The organism is Rhizobium sp. ZK1 (assembly GCF_047782645.1).
In the GTDB taxonomy this organism is placed as follows: domain Bacteria; phylum Pseudomonadota; class Alphaproteobacteria; order Rhizobiales; family Rhizobiaceae; genus Rhizobium.
Genome location: NZ_CP180586.1, coordinates 4,416,517 through 4,430,235, shown reverse-complemented (window position 1 = coordinate 4,430,235; position 13,719 = coordinate 4,416,517). Strand labels below are relative to the sequence as shown.

14 protein-coding genes are annotated in these 13,719 nt (G+C 60.1%); 8 read left to right on the top strand and 6 right to left on the bottom strand.

What is annotated here, in order from left to right; genetic code table 11:
• The first annotated feature begins 49 nt into the window (after positions 1 to 49).
• Positions 50 to 547 carry a MarR family winged helix-turn-helix transcriptional regulator gene (locus tag ACK9YZ_RS22270; protein WP_416065202.1) on the top strand — a complete coding sequence of 166 codons (498 nt, stop codon included), beginning with the start codon at positions 50 to 52 and terminating at the stop codon, positions 545 to 547.
• On the opposite strand, the gene ACK9YZ_RS22265 is transcribed toward ACK9YZ_RS22270, so the two are convergent.
• Both ACK9YZ_RS22265 and xseA read right to left on the bottom strand, forming a co-directional pair.
• Positions 548 to 1,138: an NAD(P)H-dependent oxidoreductase gene (locus ACK9YZ_RS22265; RefSeq protein WP_416065201.1), complete on the bottom strand. Its 591-nt coding sequence runs from the start codon at positions 1,136 to 1,138 to the stop codon at positions 548 to 550.
• Positions 1,139 to 1,140: 2 nt separating this feature from the next.
• Complete coding sequence (gene xseA, locus ACK9YZ_RS22260) at positions 1,141 to 2,721, bottom strand: exodeoxyribonuclease VII large subunit (protein ID WP_416065200.1); 1,581 nt, start codon at positions 2,719 to 2,721, stop codon at positions 1,141 to 1,143.
• Between the two features lie 578 nt (positions 2,722 to 3,299).
• Here xseA and ACK9YZ_RS22255 point away from each other — a divergent pair.
• A complete protein-coding gene (locus ACK9YZ_RS22255; RefSeq protein ID WP_216756735.1) occupies positions 3,300 to 3,542 on the top strand; it encodes a hypothetical protein in 243 nt (80 codons plus the stop codon).
• 11 nt (positions 3,543 to 3,553) lie between these two features.
• Here ACK9YZ_RS22255 and ACK9YZ_RS22250 read toward each other — a convergent pair whose 3' ends face one another.
• Complete coding sequence (locus ACK9YZ_RS22250; protein WP_416066790.1) at positions 3,554 to 5,401, bottom strand: hypothetical protein; 1,848 nt, start codon at positions 5,399 to 5,401, stop codon at positions 3,554 to 3,556.
• Between the two features lie 155 nt (positions 5,402 to 5,556).
• On the opposite strand from ACK9YZ_RS22250, the gene ACK9YZ_RS22245 reads away from it, so the two are divergent.
• Together ACK9YZ_RS22245 and ACK9YZ_RS22240 are read left to right on the top strand one after the other, a co-directional pair.
• Positions 5,557 to 6,552, top strand: coding sequence for a glycosyltransferase (locus ACK9YZ_RS22245; protein ID WP_416065199.1), 996 nt, complete (start codon positions 5,557 to 5,559; stop codon positions 6,550 to 6,552).
• Complete coding sequence (locus tag ACK9YZ_RS22240) at positions 6,549 to 6,932, top strand: GtrA family protein (RefSeq protein WP_216756732.1); 384 nt, start codon at positions 6,549 to 6,551, stop codon at positions 6,930 to 6,932. The genes ACK9YZ_RS22245 and ACK9YZ_RS22240 overlap by 4 nt, the downstream gene beginning before the upstream one ends.
• 3 nt (positions 6,933 to 6,935) lie before the next feature.
• On the opposite strand, the gene ACK9YZ_RS22235 is transcribed toward ACK9YZ_RS22240, so the two are convergent.
• Positions 6,936 to 7,922, bottom strand: coding sequence for a Gfo/Idh/MocA family protein (locus ACK9YZ_RS22235; RefSeq protein WP_416065198.1), 987 nt, complete (start codon positions 7,920 to 7,922; stop codon positions 6,936 to 6,938).
• 179 nt (positions 7,923 to 8,101) lie between these two features.
• Here ACK9YZ_RS22235 and ACK9YZ_RS22230 point away from each other — a divergent pair, with 179 nt between their 5' ends.
• On the top strand, positions 8,102 to 9,049 hold the full coding sequence (locus tag ACK9YZ_RS22230) for an aldo/keto reductase (RefSeq protein ID WP_216756729.1): 948 nt from the start codon (positions 8,102 to 8,104) through the stop codon (positions 9,047 to 9,049).
• A gap of 14 nt (positions 9,050 to 9,063) precedes the next feature.
• A complete protein-coding gene (locus ACK9YZ_RS22225) occupies positions 9,064 to 9,507 on the top strand; it encodes a GNAT family N-acetyltransferase (RefSeq protein WP_416065197.1) in 444 nt (147 codons plus the stop codon).
• Here the strand turns inward: ACK9YZ_RS22225 and ACK9YZ_RS22220 are convergent.
• A complete protein-coding gene (locus tag ACK9YZ_RS22220; RefSeq protein WP_416065196.1) occupies positions 9,497 to 10,114 on the bottom strand; it encodes a hypothetical protein in 618 nt (205 codons plus the stop codon). The genes ACK9YZ_RS22225 and ACK9YZ_RS22220 overlap by 11 nt on opposite strands.
• A gap of 143 nt (positions 10,115 to 10,257) precedes the next feature.
• On the opposite strand from ACK9YZ_RS22220, the gene ACK9YZ_RS22215 reads away from it, so the two are divergent.
• Together ACK9YZ_RS22215 and ACK9YZ_RS22210 are read left to right on the top strand one after the other, a co-directional pair.
• Positions 10,258 to 10,758 (top strand): ferritin-like domain-containing protein, encoded by a 501-nt coding sequence (locus tag ACK9YZ_RS22215; RefSeq protein ID WP_416065195.1) that lies wholly within the window; start codon positions 10,258 to 10,260, stop codon positions 10,756 to 10,758.
• 114 nt (positions 10,759 to 10,872) lie between these two features.
• Positions 10,873 to 11,232 carry a nuclear transport factor 2 family protein gene (locus tag ACK9YZ_RS22210; RefSeq protein ID WP_216756722.1) on the top strand — a complete coding sequence of 120 codons (360 nt, stop codon included), beginning with the start codon at positions 10,873 to 10,875 and terminating at the stop codon, positions 11,230 to 11,232.
• A 51-nt stretch (positions 11,233 to 11,283) separates the two neighbouring features.
• On the opposite strand, the gene pheT is transcribed toward ACK9YZ_RS22210, so the two are convergent.
• Positions 11,284 to 13,707, bottom strand: coding sequence for a phenylalanine--tRNA ligase subunit beta (gene pheT / locus ACK9YZ_RS22205; RefSeq protein WP_416065194.1), 2,424 nt, complete (start codon positions 13,705 to 13,707; stop codon positions 11,284 to 11,286).
• Between the last annotated feature and the right edge of the window lie 12 nt (positions 13,708 to 13,719).

Sequence of the window (13,719 nt, the reverse complement as noted above, 5' to 3'; positions counted from 1 at the left end):
ATAGCATCTTTTATCTTGACGTCAAGAGATCTGCTGATATCGATGCGACATGGGCGGAACGAAAGAAGATCACGTCGACAGGATCCTGGCGCAATGGCGGCGCGAGCGGCCGGAGCTGGATGTCGAACCCATGGGCATCTTCGGCCGGCTGAAGCGGCTGACGACGCATATAGGCCGCGAGGTGGAGGCAGTGCTTCTCAAGCACGGGTTATCGTCCTCCGCCTTCGACGTGCTGGCGACGCTTCGCCGTTCGGGCGCGCCCTACCGGCTGTCGCCTGGAGAATTGCTCGGCATGACCATGGTGAGCTCCGGCACGATGACGAACCGGATCGATCAGCTGGAAAAAGCTGGTTTCGTGGAGCGCCTCTTCAATCCCGAGGACCGACGCAGCGTGCTGATCGCGCTCACCGAGAAGGGGTTGGCGACCGTGGAAGAGGCGGTCGATGCCCATGTCGCCAATCAGCAGCGGCTGACACGCAATCTGACGACCGAGGACAAGGCGGAGCTTGATCGGCTGCTGAAGAAATTCCTGTCGGATTTCGAATAGTCAGACGGCGGCAAGCGCCTTCCGGATACGCTCCAGATGCGCCTTGCGCCTGGCCTCCGTCGCGCGGTCCATATCGTGGAGGCTCATCATGCGGAAAACGAGCTTCCTGGAGCAGAAATTGGCGATGCCGCGCTTGAGCAGGCGACGAACGGGATTGCCCATATAGAAATGCACCAGCCACCAGGGCGAACCCGTCGTCGTCAGCGCATAGAGGAACCTGATATTGGTAAGCTGCGGCACGATGCGGCCGCCAGCGACATCGTGGGTGAAGGCCACACCTGGCGCAAAGACGCGATCGAAGAAGCCCTTCAGGATGGCGGGGAAATTGAACCACCACTGCGGAAAGACGAGGACGAGCCCATCGGCCGCCTTCAGTCGATCAACGATACCGGCAACGGCAGAGGTGTCGTAAGCCACGTCGAAATAACCGCCTCGTTCGGTATTCGACAGGCGCGGATCGAAATCCTCGGCATAGAGATCAAGCAGATCGACGACATGGCCAGAGGCTTCCAATGCTTCGCGGGCCGTCAGCGCCACCGAAGCGGCAAAGCTCTCCTGCAACGGATGGGCAAGCACCAGCAGGATCCGCATCGCTAAAACAGGCTTCCCTGCTTCGGCGGCTCGCCTGCCTTGGCAGTACGCCTCTTCGACCCTGCCGGCGGCGTGCCGCCTTCCGTCGTCATGGCGCCGACGCGGCCATCGGCGAACTCGATGGCAATGCCCATGCCGGCGGAGAGAGCAGCGGCCTGCGAGACCGGCCTGTTTTCCTCGTCGCGGATGACGGCGTAACCGCGTTTCAGTACGTTCTTGTAGGAAAGTGATTGCAGTACACGGTCCTGTGCGAAGAGCTCGGCGCGCGCACGGGTCAGTTGATGGCGGATCGCGGTATCGGCATGGCGCGAAAGATTGCCGAGCCGCTCGCGGCTGCGGTCGGTCTGGGTTTTCAGCCGAGCGGGCAGCGAGGCGAGGATGGCCTCGGCGCGCTCGATGCGGGACTTCGAGCGGTCGACCAGCCGCTCGACGGTGCGTTCTGCGCGGACCATGCGCTCGTTCAGAAGCTGGCGACGCTCGGTGATGCGGTTGGACAGCACGTCCGGGCGCAGATGCGAGGCGACACGCTCGAAACCGCGGCGCTTATTGATGGTGTTGAGTTCCAGCCCGCGGCCAAGGCCAGTGGCCGCCTCATCAAAGCGGCGGCGGGGCAGTGCCAGCAGCTGGTCGAGCGACGGCAGGGCGCGCATCAAGGCGCGGACGGACTGGCGACGCTGATCCATCTGGCGGTTCATGCAGCCTTGCAGGCGGGCGGTGAGACCTGCGGTCTGCGCTTCGAGTTCAGCTTTGACGGGCACGGCCATTTCGGCGGCACCCGTCGGCGTTGGCGCGCGAACATCGGCGGCGTAGTCGATCAGCGTCCAGTCCGTCTCGTGGCCGACGGCAGAGATCAAGGGAATCCGGCTATCGGCCGCGGCACGCACGACGATTTCGTCGTTGAAGCTCCAAAGATCTTCGAGGCTGCCGCCGCCGCGGGCGACGATCAGCACATCCGGACGCGGAATCTCACCGCCAGGTTCCAGAACGTTGAAGCCATTGATGGCGTTTGCCACCTCCTCGCCTGAGCCTTCCCCTTGCACCTTTACGGGCCAGACGACGACATGCACGGGAAACCGATCCGAGATACGGTGCAGGATATCGCGAATGACGGCGCCGGTCGGCGAGGTGACGACGCCGATCACCCTGGGCATGAACGGCAGGCGTTTCTTGCGCGCGGGATCGAAAAGGCCCTCGGCACCGAGGCGCCGCTTGCGCTCCTCGATCAGGGCCATCAGCGCGCCGGCGCCGGCAGGCTCCAGGGTCTCGATGACGATCTGGTATTTGGAAGAGCCCGGGAAGGTCGTGACCTTGCCGGTCGCGATGACTTCCATACCCTCTTCCGGACGGAACTTCAGGCGGGAAAAGGTGCCCTTCCAGATGACCGCATCGATGCGAGCCCGATCGTCCTTCAGCGAGAAATAGGCATGGCCGGACGAATGGGGGCCACGGTAGCCCGAAATCTCGCCACGCACACGCACCTGATCGAAGGCTGTCTCGACGGTCCGCTTGATGGAACCGGAGAGCTCCGAGACCGAATATTCCGCGAGATTGGTAGGCGAATCGCCGTCAAAGACATTGCTCATCTCCTCTTTCTATTTTGATCGACCTCAAACTGAAAGGTCGGAGCCGGAGAAGGGCGAATTTTTAATCAAAAAACGGCGGAAAACCCAAGAAATAGGGATATCGCTGCTTCAAAAAAAATCTTAGTATCATTCACGTTCGTAGGGAGTGGCGAACACCGACCCGAAAAATAGCATGCTGGTGACAGTGAAAATTCTCCGCCTATGGAAGGCGCGAGAGCGGTCGCTTCTTTCATCGTCGCTATTGCTCACCCGTTATAGGTATCGGCTCGCCCTCTTTCCGAACAACCAGTCGATCAGGCGTCGACCGAATTGCCAGCTTGATGCTGCTTCGTTCAAACGCAGTTGTTGCCCTGGAGGGTTCCGTTTACGTAAATGAGAAAGTAACGGAACTTTTCAGTCTGTAACAGAGTTGACTTGTATCGAAACAGGTACCCGGCGCAAGCCGGAGGAAATGCCGTCAGGTGAACGCATCCGTAACCATGGCTGCAATTGCAGCTTTCATTAAGGGTAGCCAATAAACTTTTGTTAGCGGAGGGCTCCTAGGCTCCTCGCAAACGACCTGAAGAAGAGGTGACGACATGATCATCCTGACAGCAACCACACTGGGCCTCACCGCTGGCCTGATGCGCTCGGCCAGCGTCATTGCACTGGTCGCCATGCTGATTGGCGCAACCTTTGCACTCGCAGCTATCGCCTCCGGCGGTGCGGTGTCATTCCTGGCGCTTCTCTACACAATCATCGGTTATAATGCCGGCCTGTTGCTTTATCTCGGCGGTCTCTTCACGACCGATCGTCTGCGGGGCGTACTCGCCCATTCCTGAAAGATAGGGCGTCAGTCCAGCGTCGTCCGGTAACGGAAGAACTGGACACCGCTGTCGGCCGCTTTCGGCAGCGGATCGAGGTAGGGCGGAATATTTCCCTTGCCGAGCTGCGCATAAAGCCCGTCGGGCTTCAATCTGGCGATCTCACTGGTCTGCGGATCATCCGGGCAGAACGCAAGTACCGTGACGCCTGTTCCCCTCAGAAATGCTTCCGCCTCCTGTGGCTCGGCCAGACCGATATGCATCTCGGTCAGCATGCCCCCCTGGTTGCGATGATAGGGCGCTGACAGGACACGATTGGCGGTGTAGCGCAAGATCGGCACACCCATTTCCGACGGCGCCGAGATCAGGCCAGCCGGCAGATCGACAAGCGGAGCGAGCGCCTGTTTCGATGAACAGGGGAGGCTATCCGTGTCCACGGTATTCTTCGTCTTGTTGACCTGCATTTCGACGAGTGCGCCGCCGACGGCCCATACCGCCGGTACACTTGCCAGAACCGTCACGATATAGACGAGGGCAGCCGCGGCATTCTCGCTATCGCCGTTCGACATGCGGCGCACGTCGATGATCAGCAAGGCAAGCGGCAGGATGGACAGCAGGTTTGCGAAGACGGCTCCCCGGACCTGGACCAGGGCGACGGCCCAGCTGACGCTCAAGAGCGCCAGAAGGACGAGATGGACCTGCACGCGATCGCCCTGCACGGAGCGGAAAATGCAGACGGTGATCGCGAACAGGCCAGGCGCATAGAATGCGCCAATGGAAAAAGGATCTGTCCGACTGAGCGCGAGAATGGATTGCGCTTCCGAGACGTTTCGAAGCCAGAGCTCGACCAGCATAGGATCGAGATCGGCAAGTGGATTGCGCAGGCATTGCGGGGCAATGACCATTGCCGAACCGAAAATAATAGCGGCGACGGCTGCAAGCACGGCAACACGCAGACCACGGCGGAGACGGCTGGCAAAGGCTGCGGAAACCAGCAGCAAGCCGCCACCGATGGCCGCCAGGCTGTAGAAGCCGAGCGAAAGATTGTCGCAAGTCACCACGGAATATTGGTGTGGCGGTATTGTCGCGAAGAAGAAGATGCTGATCGTGACTGCGAGGCTGAGGCCGAAAGCCTTGGTAGCGGCAGCGAACGGCTCGCCCCCCCAGACCCAGAGCAGCGCCACTACCAGGCAATAGATGGCAACGAAGGGCGTGGTTTCCGCGCCGATCGCGATCGCCAATGCAGCCACAGCACCTGCGGCCACATAGTTCCAAGCGCGCTGCTTTTCATCAAGGAGCATCGCCGTCATGGTCGCGACAAGTGCGAGCTGGACATTATGATGATCGATGGCGCCGGGCGCAAAGCGATTGCCGGTATAGATTGCCATGCCAGCAAGGCAGAAAGACAGGTGCATGCCGGCAAGCCCCCCGACACGTTGGCCGGCAAGGCCCATGGCAAGCATGGCTGGAAAAACGAGCGACAGGGGCCAGACCACGAGTGCAGCGGCTTCCGCGGCATCGTGTCCGAGGAAAAGGCCGAAAAGGCGGATCAGGATAGCGATCGGCAAGTCGATCAGCCGCGACCAGTGCATGAGCGTGCCTTCGCCGAGGCCGAGCCTGTACTGCATCAGGTCGAACCAGCCCTGCCCGTTCAGGAAATCTCTGATCTCCACGAGGCGCATGCCGTCGTCGTTATCGGGGCCGACATAGTCGACCGGACCGCCGGCATATTTCATGACGGTGATAATGCCGATCAGGATAATCGTGTAGATGAGGGCGGATGGCAGGAGACGAGTGAGCAGCTGCCGGATCCTGCCGATGAATCCAATGCCAGCGGATGCGGATTGCGCCTTGGCGATCGGCTGCACTGCGTTCATCATCATAGCCGGGTCGTTGTGTGATGGGCAAACCTTAGCCCTGGCTTGTCAAGAAAGTGTAAACCACAGGAAATGGCGCTTTCATTTCCTCATAGGGGCTTGTTAACACCGCATGCAGTAAATTCGCCTCGGTTTCTTTGTAACGAGTATACCCCATGGCGCGATCGCTCAGCGAAAGTCCTGATATTGCCGTTCTACTCCCCTGCTACAACGAGGCGGCAACAATCGGTGCTGTCGTCGGGGGGTTCCGGGCGGCACTGCCCGATGCACATATCCATGTCTATGACAACAATTCCACCGATGGCACGGCACTGCACGCCATGCTCGCCGGCGCGCAGGTCGTGCGCGAGCGGCGCCAAGGCAAAGGCCATGTGGTGCGCCGCATGTTCGCCGATATCGATGCCGACATTTACATCATCGCCGACGGCGATGGGACTTATGCGCCCGAGGACGCAGAAGAGTTGGTACGGACGCTGCTGACGGAACGGGCCGACATGGTGGTCGGCACACGGCGTGGCGTGCATGACGATGCCGGCCGGCAGGGGCATGCCCTCGGCAACCGGCTGTTCAATATACTCTATCGCGCGATCTTCGGACCTGACTTCACCGATATCTTTTCCGGCTATCGGGCCTTCTCACGGCGTTTCGTCAAGAGCTTCCCCGCGGTTTCCGGCGGCTTCGAGATCGAGACGGAAATGTCGGTGCATGCGTCGCGGCTGAAGCTGCCGGTGAGCGAACTGGAACTGCATTACGGCAGGCGGCCGGAAGGCTCGCATTCGAAGCTCTCGACCTTCCGCGATGGCGGCAAGATTCTCTGGATGTTTGCCATGCTGATGAAGGAGACCCGGCCCTTCGCTTTCTTCGGCACGATCAGCGCGCTTTTCATGCTGGCAAGTTTCGGCTTCATGGGCCCGGTGCTGGCAGAGTACTTTGCGACCGGCCTTGTTAGCCGCATGCCGACCTGGGTGCTCTCGACAGCGCTCGCGATGATCTCCATCATGCTGTTTACGGCTGGCGTCATTCTCGACTCCGTTGCACGGGCGCGCGCCGAGCAGTTACGCATCCATTATATGAGCCTGGCGGCACCGGTCTCAGCAAGGGAGAAGACCTTGCCCATAACGCTTGATGGCAAAAAGACGGAAGCGGCATGAAGAAGCTCATTCGCTTCGCGCTCGCCGGCGGGCTTGGCTTCGTCGTCGATGCGAGCGTGCTCGCTGTCCTTCTGCACCTGACGCCGCTCGGTCCCTTCATTGCCCGGCTGATTGCCATTGCGCTCGCGATGGCGACGACATGGGCCTTCAATCGGACCTTCACTTTCGATCGATCCGGCCGGTCGCTGGCGGCGGAAGGCTTTCGCTACGGTTCCGTCGGCGTGACGGCAGCTCTCGTCAATTACGCGCTTTATTCGGCGCTGCTTCTGTCGTTACCGGCGCTGCAGCCGCTTGTTGCAATGGTGCTGGCGACCGCAGCGTCGATGTTCTTCAGCTTCTTCGGCTATTCCCGCTTCGTCTTCCGCGAAAAAGCCGAATAAACTCTAGACGGCTTCCCAGCCATCCTGCTCGCTGGCGCGATAGATGGCGTCGATGACCTTCTGATTGAGTTTGGAATCTTCCAATGTGACGATTTCTTCCATTTCGCCTGTCGCAGCGCGGGCGAAGGCTTCCACCTGGCACCTGTACTGGCGGCTATCCTGGAAGCGGATGATGTGGGATTCGTTGTGGCCACGATTGGTCACTTCGATCTCCTCAGGCCCCCAGCGGTTGGCGTTGAAGGGCGACTTGACCTCGATATAGCCGTCGGTGCCGTGGAACACCATGATCTGGCGGCCTGCCATCTGGGTGGAGATGTAGAAGCTCAGCTCGAAATCGCCGAAATCGGCCTTCACGCTGGAATAGATATCCGTGCCGAATTCCGCATCGCGCTCGGTGATCGCCTGGATCCAGGACGGCTCCTTGCCAGTGGAGAAGCGCGTGCTGATGACGGGATAGACGCCGATATCAGGCAGGCCACCGCCGCCGAGCTCGGGAATATTGCGCATGTTGCCGGGGTCGCGATTGTAGTAGGTGAAGGCGCCCTGCACGTGACGAAGCTCGCCGATCGTACCATCCTGCAGCAGCGAGCGAACCTTCCGCCAGACCGGCGAATAGGTGACCATGAAGGCTTCGCTGATGATGACCTTGTTGCGGTCGCGCGCGGCGATGAGATCATCGATGTCGGAGGCCTTCAGCGCAATCGGCTTTTCGCAGAGCACATGCTTGCCCGCATCGGCGGCCTTGATCGACCACTCGACATGCTGGGCGGTCGGCAACGGGATGTAGACGGCATCGATGGTGTCGGAGGCCAGCATTTCCTCATAGGAACCGAAGGCGTGCGGCACGGAGAAACGGTCCGCCATGTCACGGGCACGTGTAAAATCACGGCTGGCGATCGCGGTGATGACGCAATTTTCTGCATCCTGAATGGCGGGAACGACATTGTCCCGGCCGATTTTGGCCGTTGAAATTATACCGAAACGCAACATGAAAGGTCCTCCTGAAATCGATCGGCGCACTTTATGCAGCCCTCTCATGCGGCGCAATGGCGCGACCGGCGATCACGGAAGTTTGGTTTCCTTCGAGGATACTCCGCGCTAGGTTACCTGCGAACGGCGTTCTGCCGTTTCCTCAGATTTCAATCATTTCAGCATTTTGGGAGAGCGCCATGGAAATGCGCCGGCTTGGAAAAACAGGTCTTTCGGTCTCGCCGATCGTCTTCGGCGGCAATGTATTCGGCTGGACGGCCGATGAAAAAACATCCTTCGACATTCTCGACGCATTCTTTGACGCTGGCCTCAACACCATCGATACGGCCGACGTCTATTCCGCCTGGGTGCCGGGCAACAAGGGCGGCGATTCCGAAGAGATCATCGGCAGGTGGCTGAAAAAGGGAAAGGTTTCCCGCGACAAGGCCGTCATCATCACCAAGGTCGGCTCGGACATGGGCCAGGGCAAGACGCTGAAGGCAAACTATATCCTGAAGGCAGTCGAGGATTCACTGCGCCGCCTGCAGACCGATTATATCGACCTCTATCTCTCGCACTGGCCAGATGCCGATACGCCTCATGAGGAATCGCTTGGCGCCTATGCTAAGCTTCAGGAACAGGGCAAGATCCGCTCCTTCGGCTGCTCGAATTTTGATGCAAGCCTGCTGCAGGCCTCCTTCGACGCCGCCGACAAGGCAGGCCTGCCGCGCTATCAGGCGCTGCAGCCCGAATATAACCTCTACGAACGTTCGAGCTTCGAAGGTCCGCTCGCCGAGCTTTGCGTCAAGGAAGACATCGGCGTCATCACGTATTTCAGCCTCGCGGCCGGCTTTCTCTCGGGCAAGTACCGCAACAAGGCGGATACGGAGGGCCGCGCACGCGAAGGCCGTGTCGCACAGTATCTCGACGACAAGGGCATGCGCATTCTTGCCGCCCTCGACAAGATCGCCGCCGAGACGGGTGCCAAGCCTGCGGAAATCTCGCTTGCGTGGCTCTTGCGCAAGAAGGGCGTGACGGCGCCGATCGCCAGTGCTACGAGCCTTTCCCAGCTTGAAAGCCTGGTGAAATCGGCAACGCTTGAGCTTTCCGACGAGGCGATGGCGCTGCTCGATAAAGCAGGCGCCTGAAACGAGATAGTGGCATGACCGTGACGATCCGTAACGCCAAACCCGAAGACGAGACACGCTGGCGTGCGCTCTGGGCGGACTATCTCGCCTTCTATGAGGTCACCGTCGATGCCGACATCACCGATTCCACCTGGCGCCGGGTCTTCGATCCGGCGTCGGCAATCTTCATGCGGGTGGCAGAACTCGACGGCGAAGTCGTCGGCTTCACACTCTGCCTGACGCACGAAGGCACATGGATTCGCGGCAAGGACTGCTATCTCGAAGACCTGTTCGTATCGGAGAAGGTGCGCGGCAAGGGCGTCGGCCGCGCGCTGATGGACGACCTCGTCGACCTCTGCAGGAAGAATGGCTGGGCGCGGCTCTACTGGCATACGAGCGAGCAGAACAAGACGGCCCGAGCGCTCTACGATACTTACGTCGAGAGTGACGGCCACATCCGCTACCGCATCAATTTCTGAGCGGCGGAAAGCCCTCATACCATTTGGAATGATCGCCTTCCCAATTGGCCATGCCCGGCTTGGTCAGGATGCCGCGCGGACGCACATAGCTTTGGATCACCCGCTTCGGTCGCTCGTGCCACTGGATGTTGAAGGCCCATAGCTTCGGGAAGAAGCAGAGCGAGGCATAAGGCAGGTGGTCATGGATCCACCAGGCAAGCCTCTGCCAGTCGCTTTCATCGCTGTAGCGGTCGACCATCCACGGGATGGCGATGCAGACGGCAGCGCCCATGCAGCCGTCAAAATCTCTGACATCCCAGATGTGATGGGCAGCGGTGGCTGTATTGGTCGAACAGTTGAGCTTGTTCTCGTTGCCGAAGCGGTTGACCTCTGGCGAACGGTAGCCGGAGCGAATATGCAAGCGCCCGAAACTCGCTTCCAGCGGCTCCAGAAGTTCTTCGCACAGGCGACGGCCTGTCTCGATTGCAAGATCGGGATCGTCGGGGATGTTCGGGATCCGATAGAAATCGGCGATCTCGGAGTGGAGAAAATCGCGGAAGAAGAAGCTTTTCGACAGCCGCACCCGGCCGAGATCCTCGAGCGCCTTCATTGATCCCGGTTTCTTCATAAACGATCCTCCCGATTCCTGACGATACTTCGCCTGGACGATGTAGCGATTCCACCCGAAAGGCGTGGGAACAATTAGCCCGGTGCCAACTTCTAAGAAATGTCGCCCGCGGGGCGCAAATCCATCAACAAAGGAACGGAACAATGGCCAAGGAAAAGACACTGGAAGATCTGTTTTACGATACGCTGAAGGACATCTATTTCGCCGAACGGCAGATATTGCGCGCCTTGCCGAAGATGGCACGCGCTGCCCAGTCGACGGAATTGAAGGCAGGTTTCGAAAAGCACCGTGAAGAAACAGAGGGCCATGTCGAGCGACTGCAGCAGGTTTTCGAAATCATCGGCAAGCGTGCCCAGGGCAAGACCTGTGAAGCGATCCAGGGCATCATCGCCGAGGGCGAGGAAATCATGGAGGAATTCAAAGGCACATCGGCCGTCGATGCCGGTCTGATTTCCGCAGCCCAGGCCGTCGAGCACTATGAAATCGCCCGCTACGGCACGTTGAAGACGTGGGCGCAGACGCTGGGCTTCAAGGACGCCGTCATGCTTCTCGACCAGACTCTGCAAGAAGAAGGCAAGACCGATCAGCTTCTGACGAAGCTTGCAACGACTGCCGCGAACCAGAAGGCTTCGCGCGCAGCCTGATACTTGTCCTCACACAAGGAGAGCGGCCACCGCCGGCTGCTCTCCTTCTCCCAGCCTTGTCTTCGCCGACGACCCCGCTATCATTTCCTTCAGAATATGAGGCGAGGTGTCGATATGGCCGACAGGCAGGCAATCGAAGCAACGGTTCATCTCTATGTCGAGGGCATGGCCTTCGCCAATGAGGCAGCCCTGAAGAAAGCGTTCCACCCGAAGAGTTCGATCATCGGGCACTATCAAAACGCGGTGGAATGGCTCTCGCGCGATGAATTCATTGCCGCAATCATCGAAGAAGGGGCAGCACCGCCCGGCACCCAGCCTTACATGGATATCGAAAGCATCGATATATCAGGCGATGCAGCGACCGTGAAAGTAACCGACGAATTCGCTGGCATGCGCTTCACCGACTATCTCTCGCTGCTGAAGATCGAGGCCCGCTGGACGATCGTCAGCAAGATCTATCATCTTCACATATGAAAAAGCCGGCAGCCCGCGCCGCCGGCCATCGATGTCATTCTTGTAGCCGGCTCAGCTTCTAAGAACACCACCGGTAAACTTGGCAACGCTGGCAACGATCTTCTGCGTCAGCGCTTCGAAATCCTCGTCGGTCAGCGTGCGCTCAGCCGGCTGGATCTGGACTTCGATCGCGACAGACTTCTTGCCTTCGCCAATCGAGGCGCCTTCGAAAATATCGAAGACATTGACACCTGTGATCAGCTTGCGATCGACGCCCGTGGCAGCTTTGATGATGGCGCCCGCTTCCACCGTCTTGTCGACGACGAAGGCGAAGTCGCGCTTGACGGCCTGGAAGGGCGAGAGATCGAGCGCCGGCTTGGTGCGGGTCGCCTTCTTCTTCGGCTCGGCCATGGCATCGAGATAGACTTCGAAACCGCAGAGGGCACCGGAGACATCGAGCTTTTCGAGCGTGGTCGGATGGAACTCGCCGAAATAACCGAGGATCACCTTCGGACCCATCTTGATCGTGCCGGAACGGCCGGGGTGATACCATTCGGGACCGCCCTGCTCGATCTGGATATTGCCCATCGGCAGGCCGCAGGCTTCGATAACTGCCAGTGCGTCAGCCTTGGCATCGAAGACGTCGACCGGCTTGCCGCCGCCCTTTGAGGCGTTCGACCACATGCGGCCGGCACCGGCAAGCGAGGCCGTGCCGCGGCGGATGCCGCCCGCCACGCGCCGCTGGCCTTCCGGCGTATCGTTTTCGTAGGTACCCGAGACTTCGAAGATCGCCACGTCGCCATAGCCCTTATCGGCATTGCGCTGGGCGGCCGTCAGCAGACCCGGCAGCAGCGAGGGGCGCATGTCCGACATTTCGGCAGCGATCGGATTGGCGAGCTTGAGGGCTGCGGAACCGCCGCCGAAGAGCTTTGCGTGATCTTCCGGAATGAAGGACCAGGTGACGGCCTCCAGCATGCCGCGCGAGGCAAGGGCGCGCTTGGCCGCGCGGGTCCGAATCTGCAGCGTTGTCAGGATCTTGCCGTTGACGGCGGCATGGCTTTCGAGCGGCGCCGGCTTGATATTGTCGACGCCATGAATGCGCATGACCTCTTCGACGAGATCGGCCTTGCCGTCGATATCCGGGCGCCAGGAGGGAACGGCAACGGAGACGCGCTCACCGGAGCCTGAAACCTTGAAGCCGAGGCGGGTCAGGATCGTGTTGCTTTCCTCCGTCGAGACCTCGAGACCGGTCAGCCGCTTGACCTCCGAATAGGGAAAGTCGACGATCTTCGGCTCATAACCCTTGTAGCCGACAATCTCGGCCTTGGCCGGGGTGCCGCCGCAAAGCTCGAGCACCAGTTCGGTCGTGCGCTCGAGGCCGGGAACCATATATTCCGGATCGACGCCGCGTTCGAAACGGTAGCGGGCATCGGTGATGATGCCGAGTGCGCGACCGGACTTGGCGATGTTCATCGGATCCCAGAGAGCGGATTCGATCAACACGTCGACGGTGTTCTCGTCACAGCCGGAATGTTCGCCGCCCATGATGCCGCCGATCGATTCGATGCCGTCCTCATCGGCAATGACGACGTTGTTCGGGCCGAGCTTATATTCGCGCTGATCGAGCGCCAGCACGGTTTCGCCTTCCCTGGCGCGACGCACAGTCAGGTTGCCCGTGACCTTGGCGGCGTCGAAGACGTGCATCGGCCGGCCCTGATCGAAGGTCATGTAGTTGGTGATATCGACAAGCGCATTGATGGGGCGCAGGCCGATGGCGAGAAGCCGCTGCTGCATCCAGCGCGGGCTCGGGCCGTTCTTCACGCCACGCACGAGACGCAGGCTGAAGCCCGGGCAGAGCCTGGGATCGTCGAGATCGAGCGTCAGCTTCACCGGCGTCTCGCCTTCGACGGCGAAGGAGGGCGCAGGCCGCGTCTTCAGCGTGCCGAGGCCGGAGGCTGCGAGATCGCGGGCGATGCCATGGATCGAGGTGCAGTCCGGGCGGTTCGGCGTCAGGTTGATCTCGATGACCGGGTCGTCGAGATGGGTGTAGGCGGCGTAGCTCGTGCCGACAGGCGCATCGTCAGGCAGATCGATGATGCCGTCGTGATTGTCGGAGATCTGCAGCTCCTTTTCCGAGCACATCATGCCGCGGCTTTCGACGCCGCGGATATTGCCGACCGACAGCGTCACGTCGATGCCGGGAACATAGGTGCCGGGAGCCGCGAAGGCACCAACGAGGCCGGCACGCGCATTCGGCGCTCCGCAGACGACCTGCACCGGAGCGCCCTCGCCGATATCGACCATAAGCACCTTCAGGCGATCGGCCTGCGGATGTTTTTCAGCGGAGAGAACCTTGGCGATGACGAAAGGCTTGAAGGCTGCCTTGTCGTCGACATCTTCCACTTCCAGCCCGATTTCAGTCAGGCGGCTGCAGATTTCATCGAGCGTGGCATCCGTTTCCAGATGATCCTTAAGCCAGGAAAGCGTGAATTTCATTGGTCCAATCCT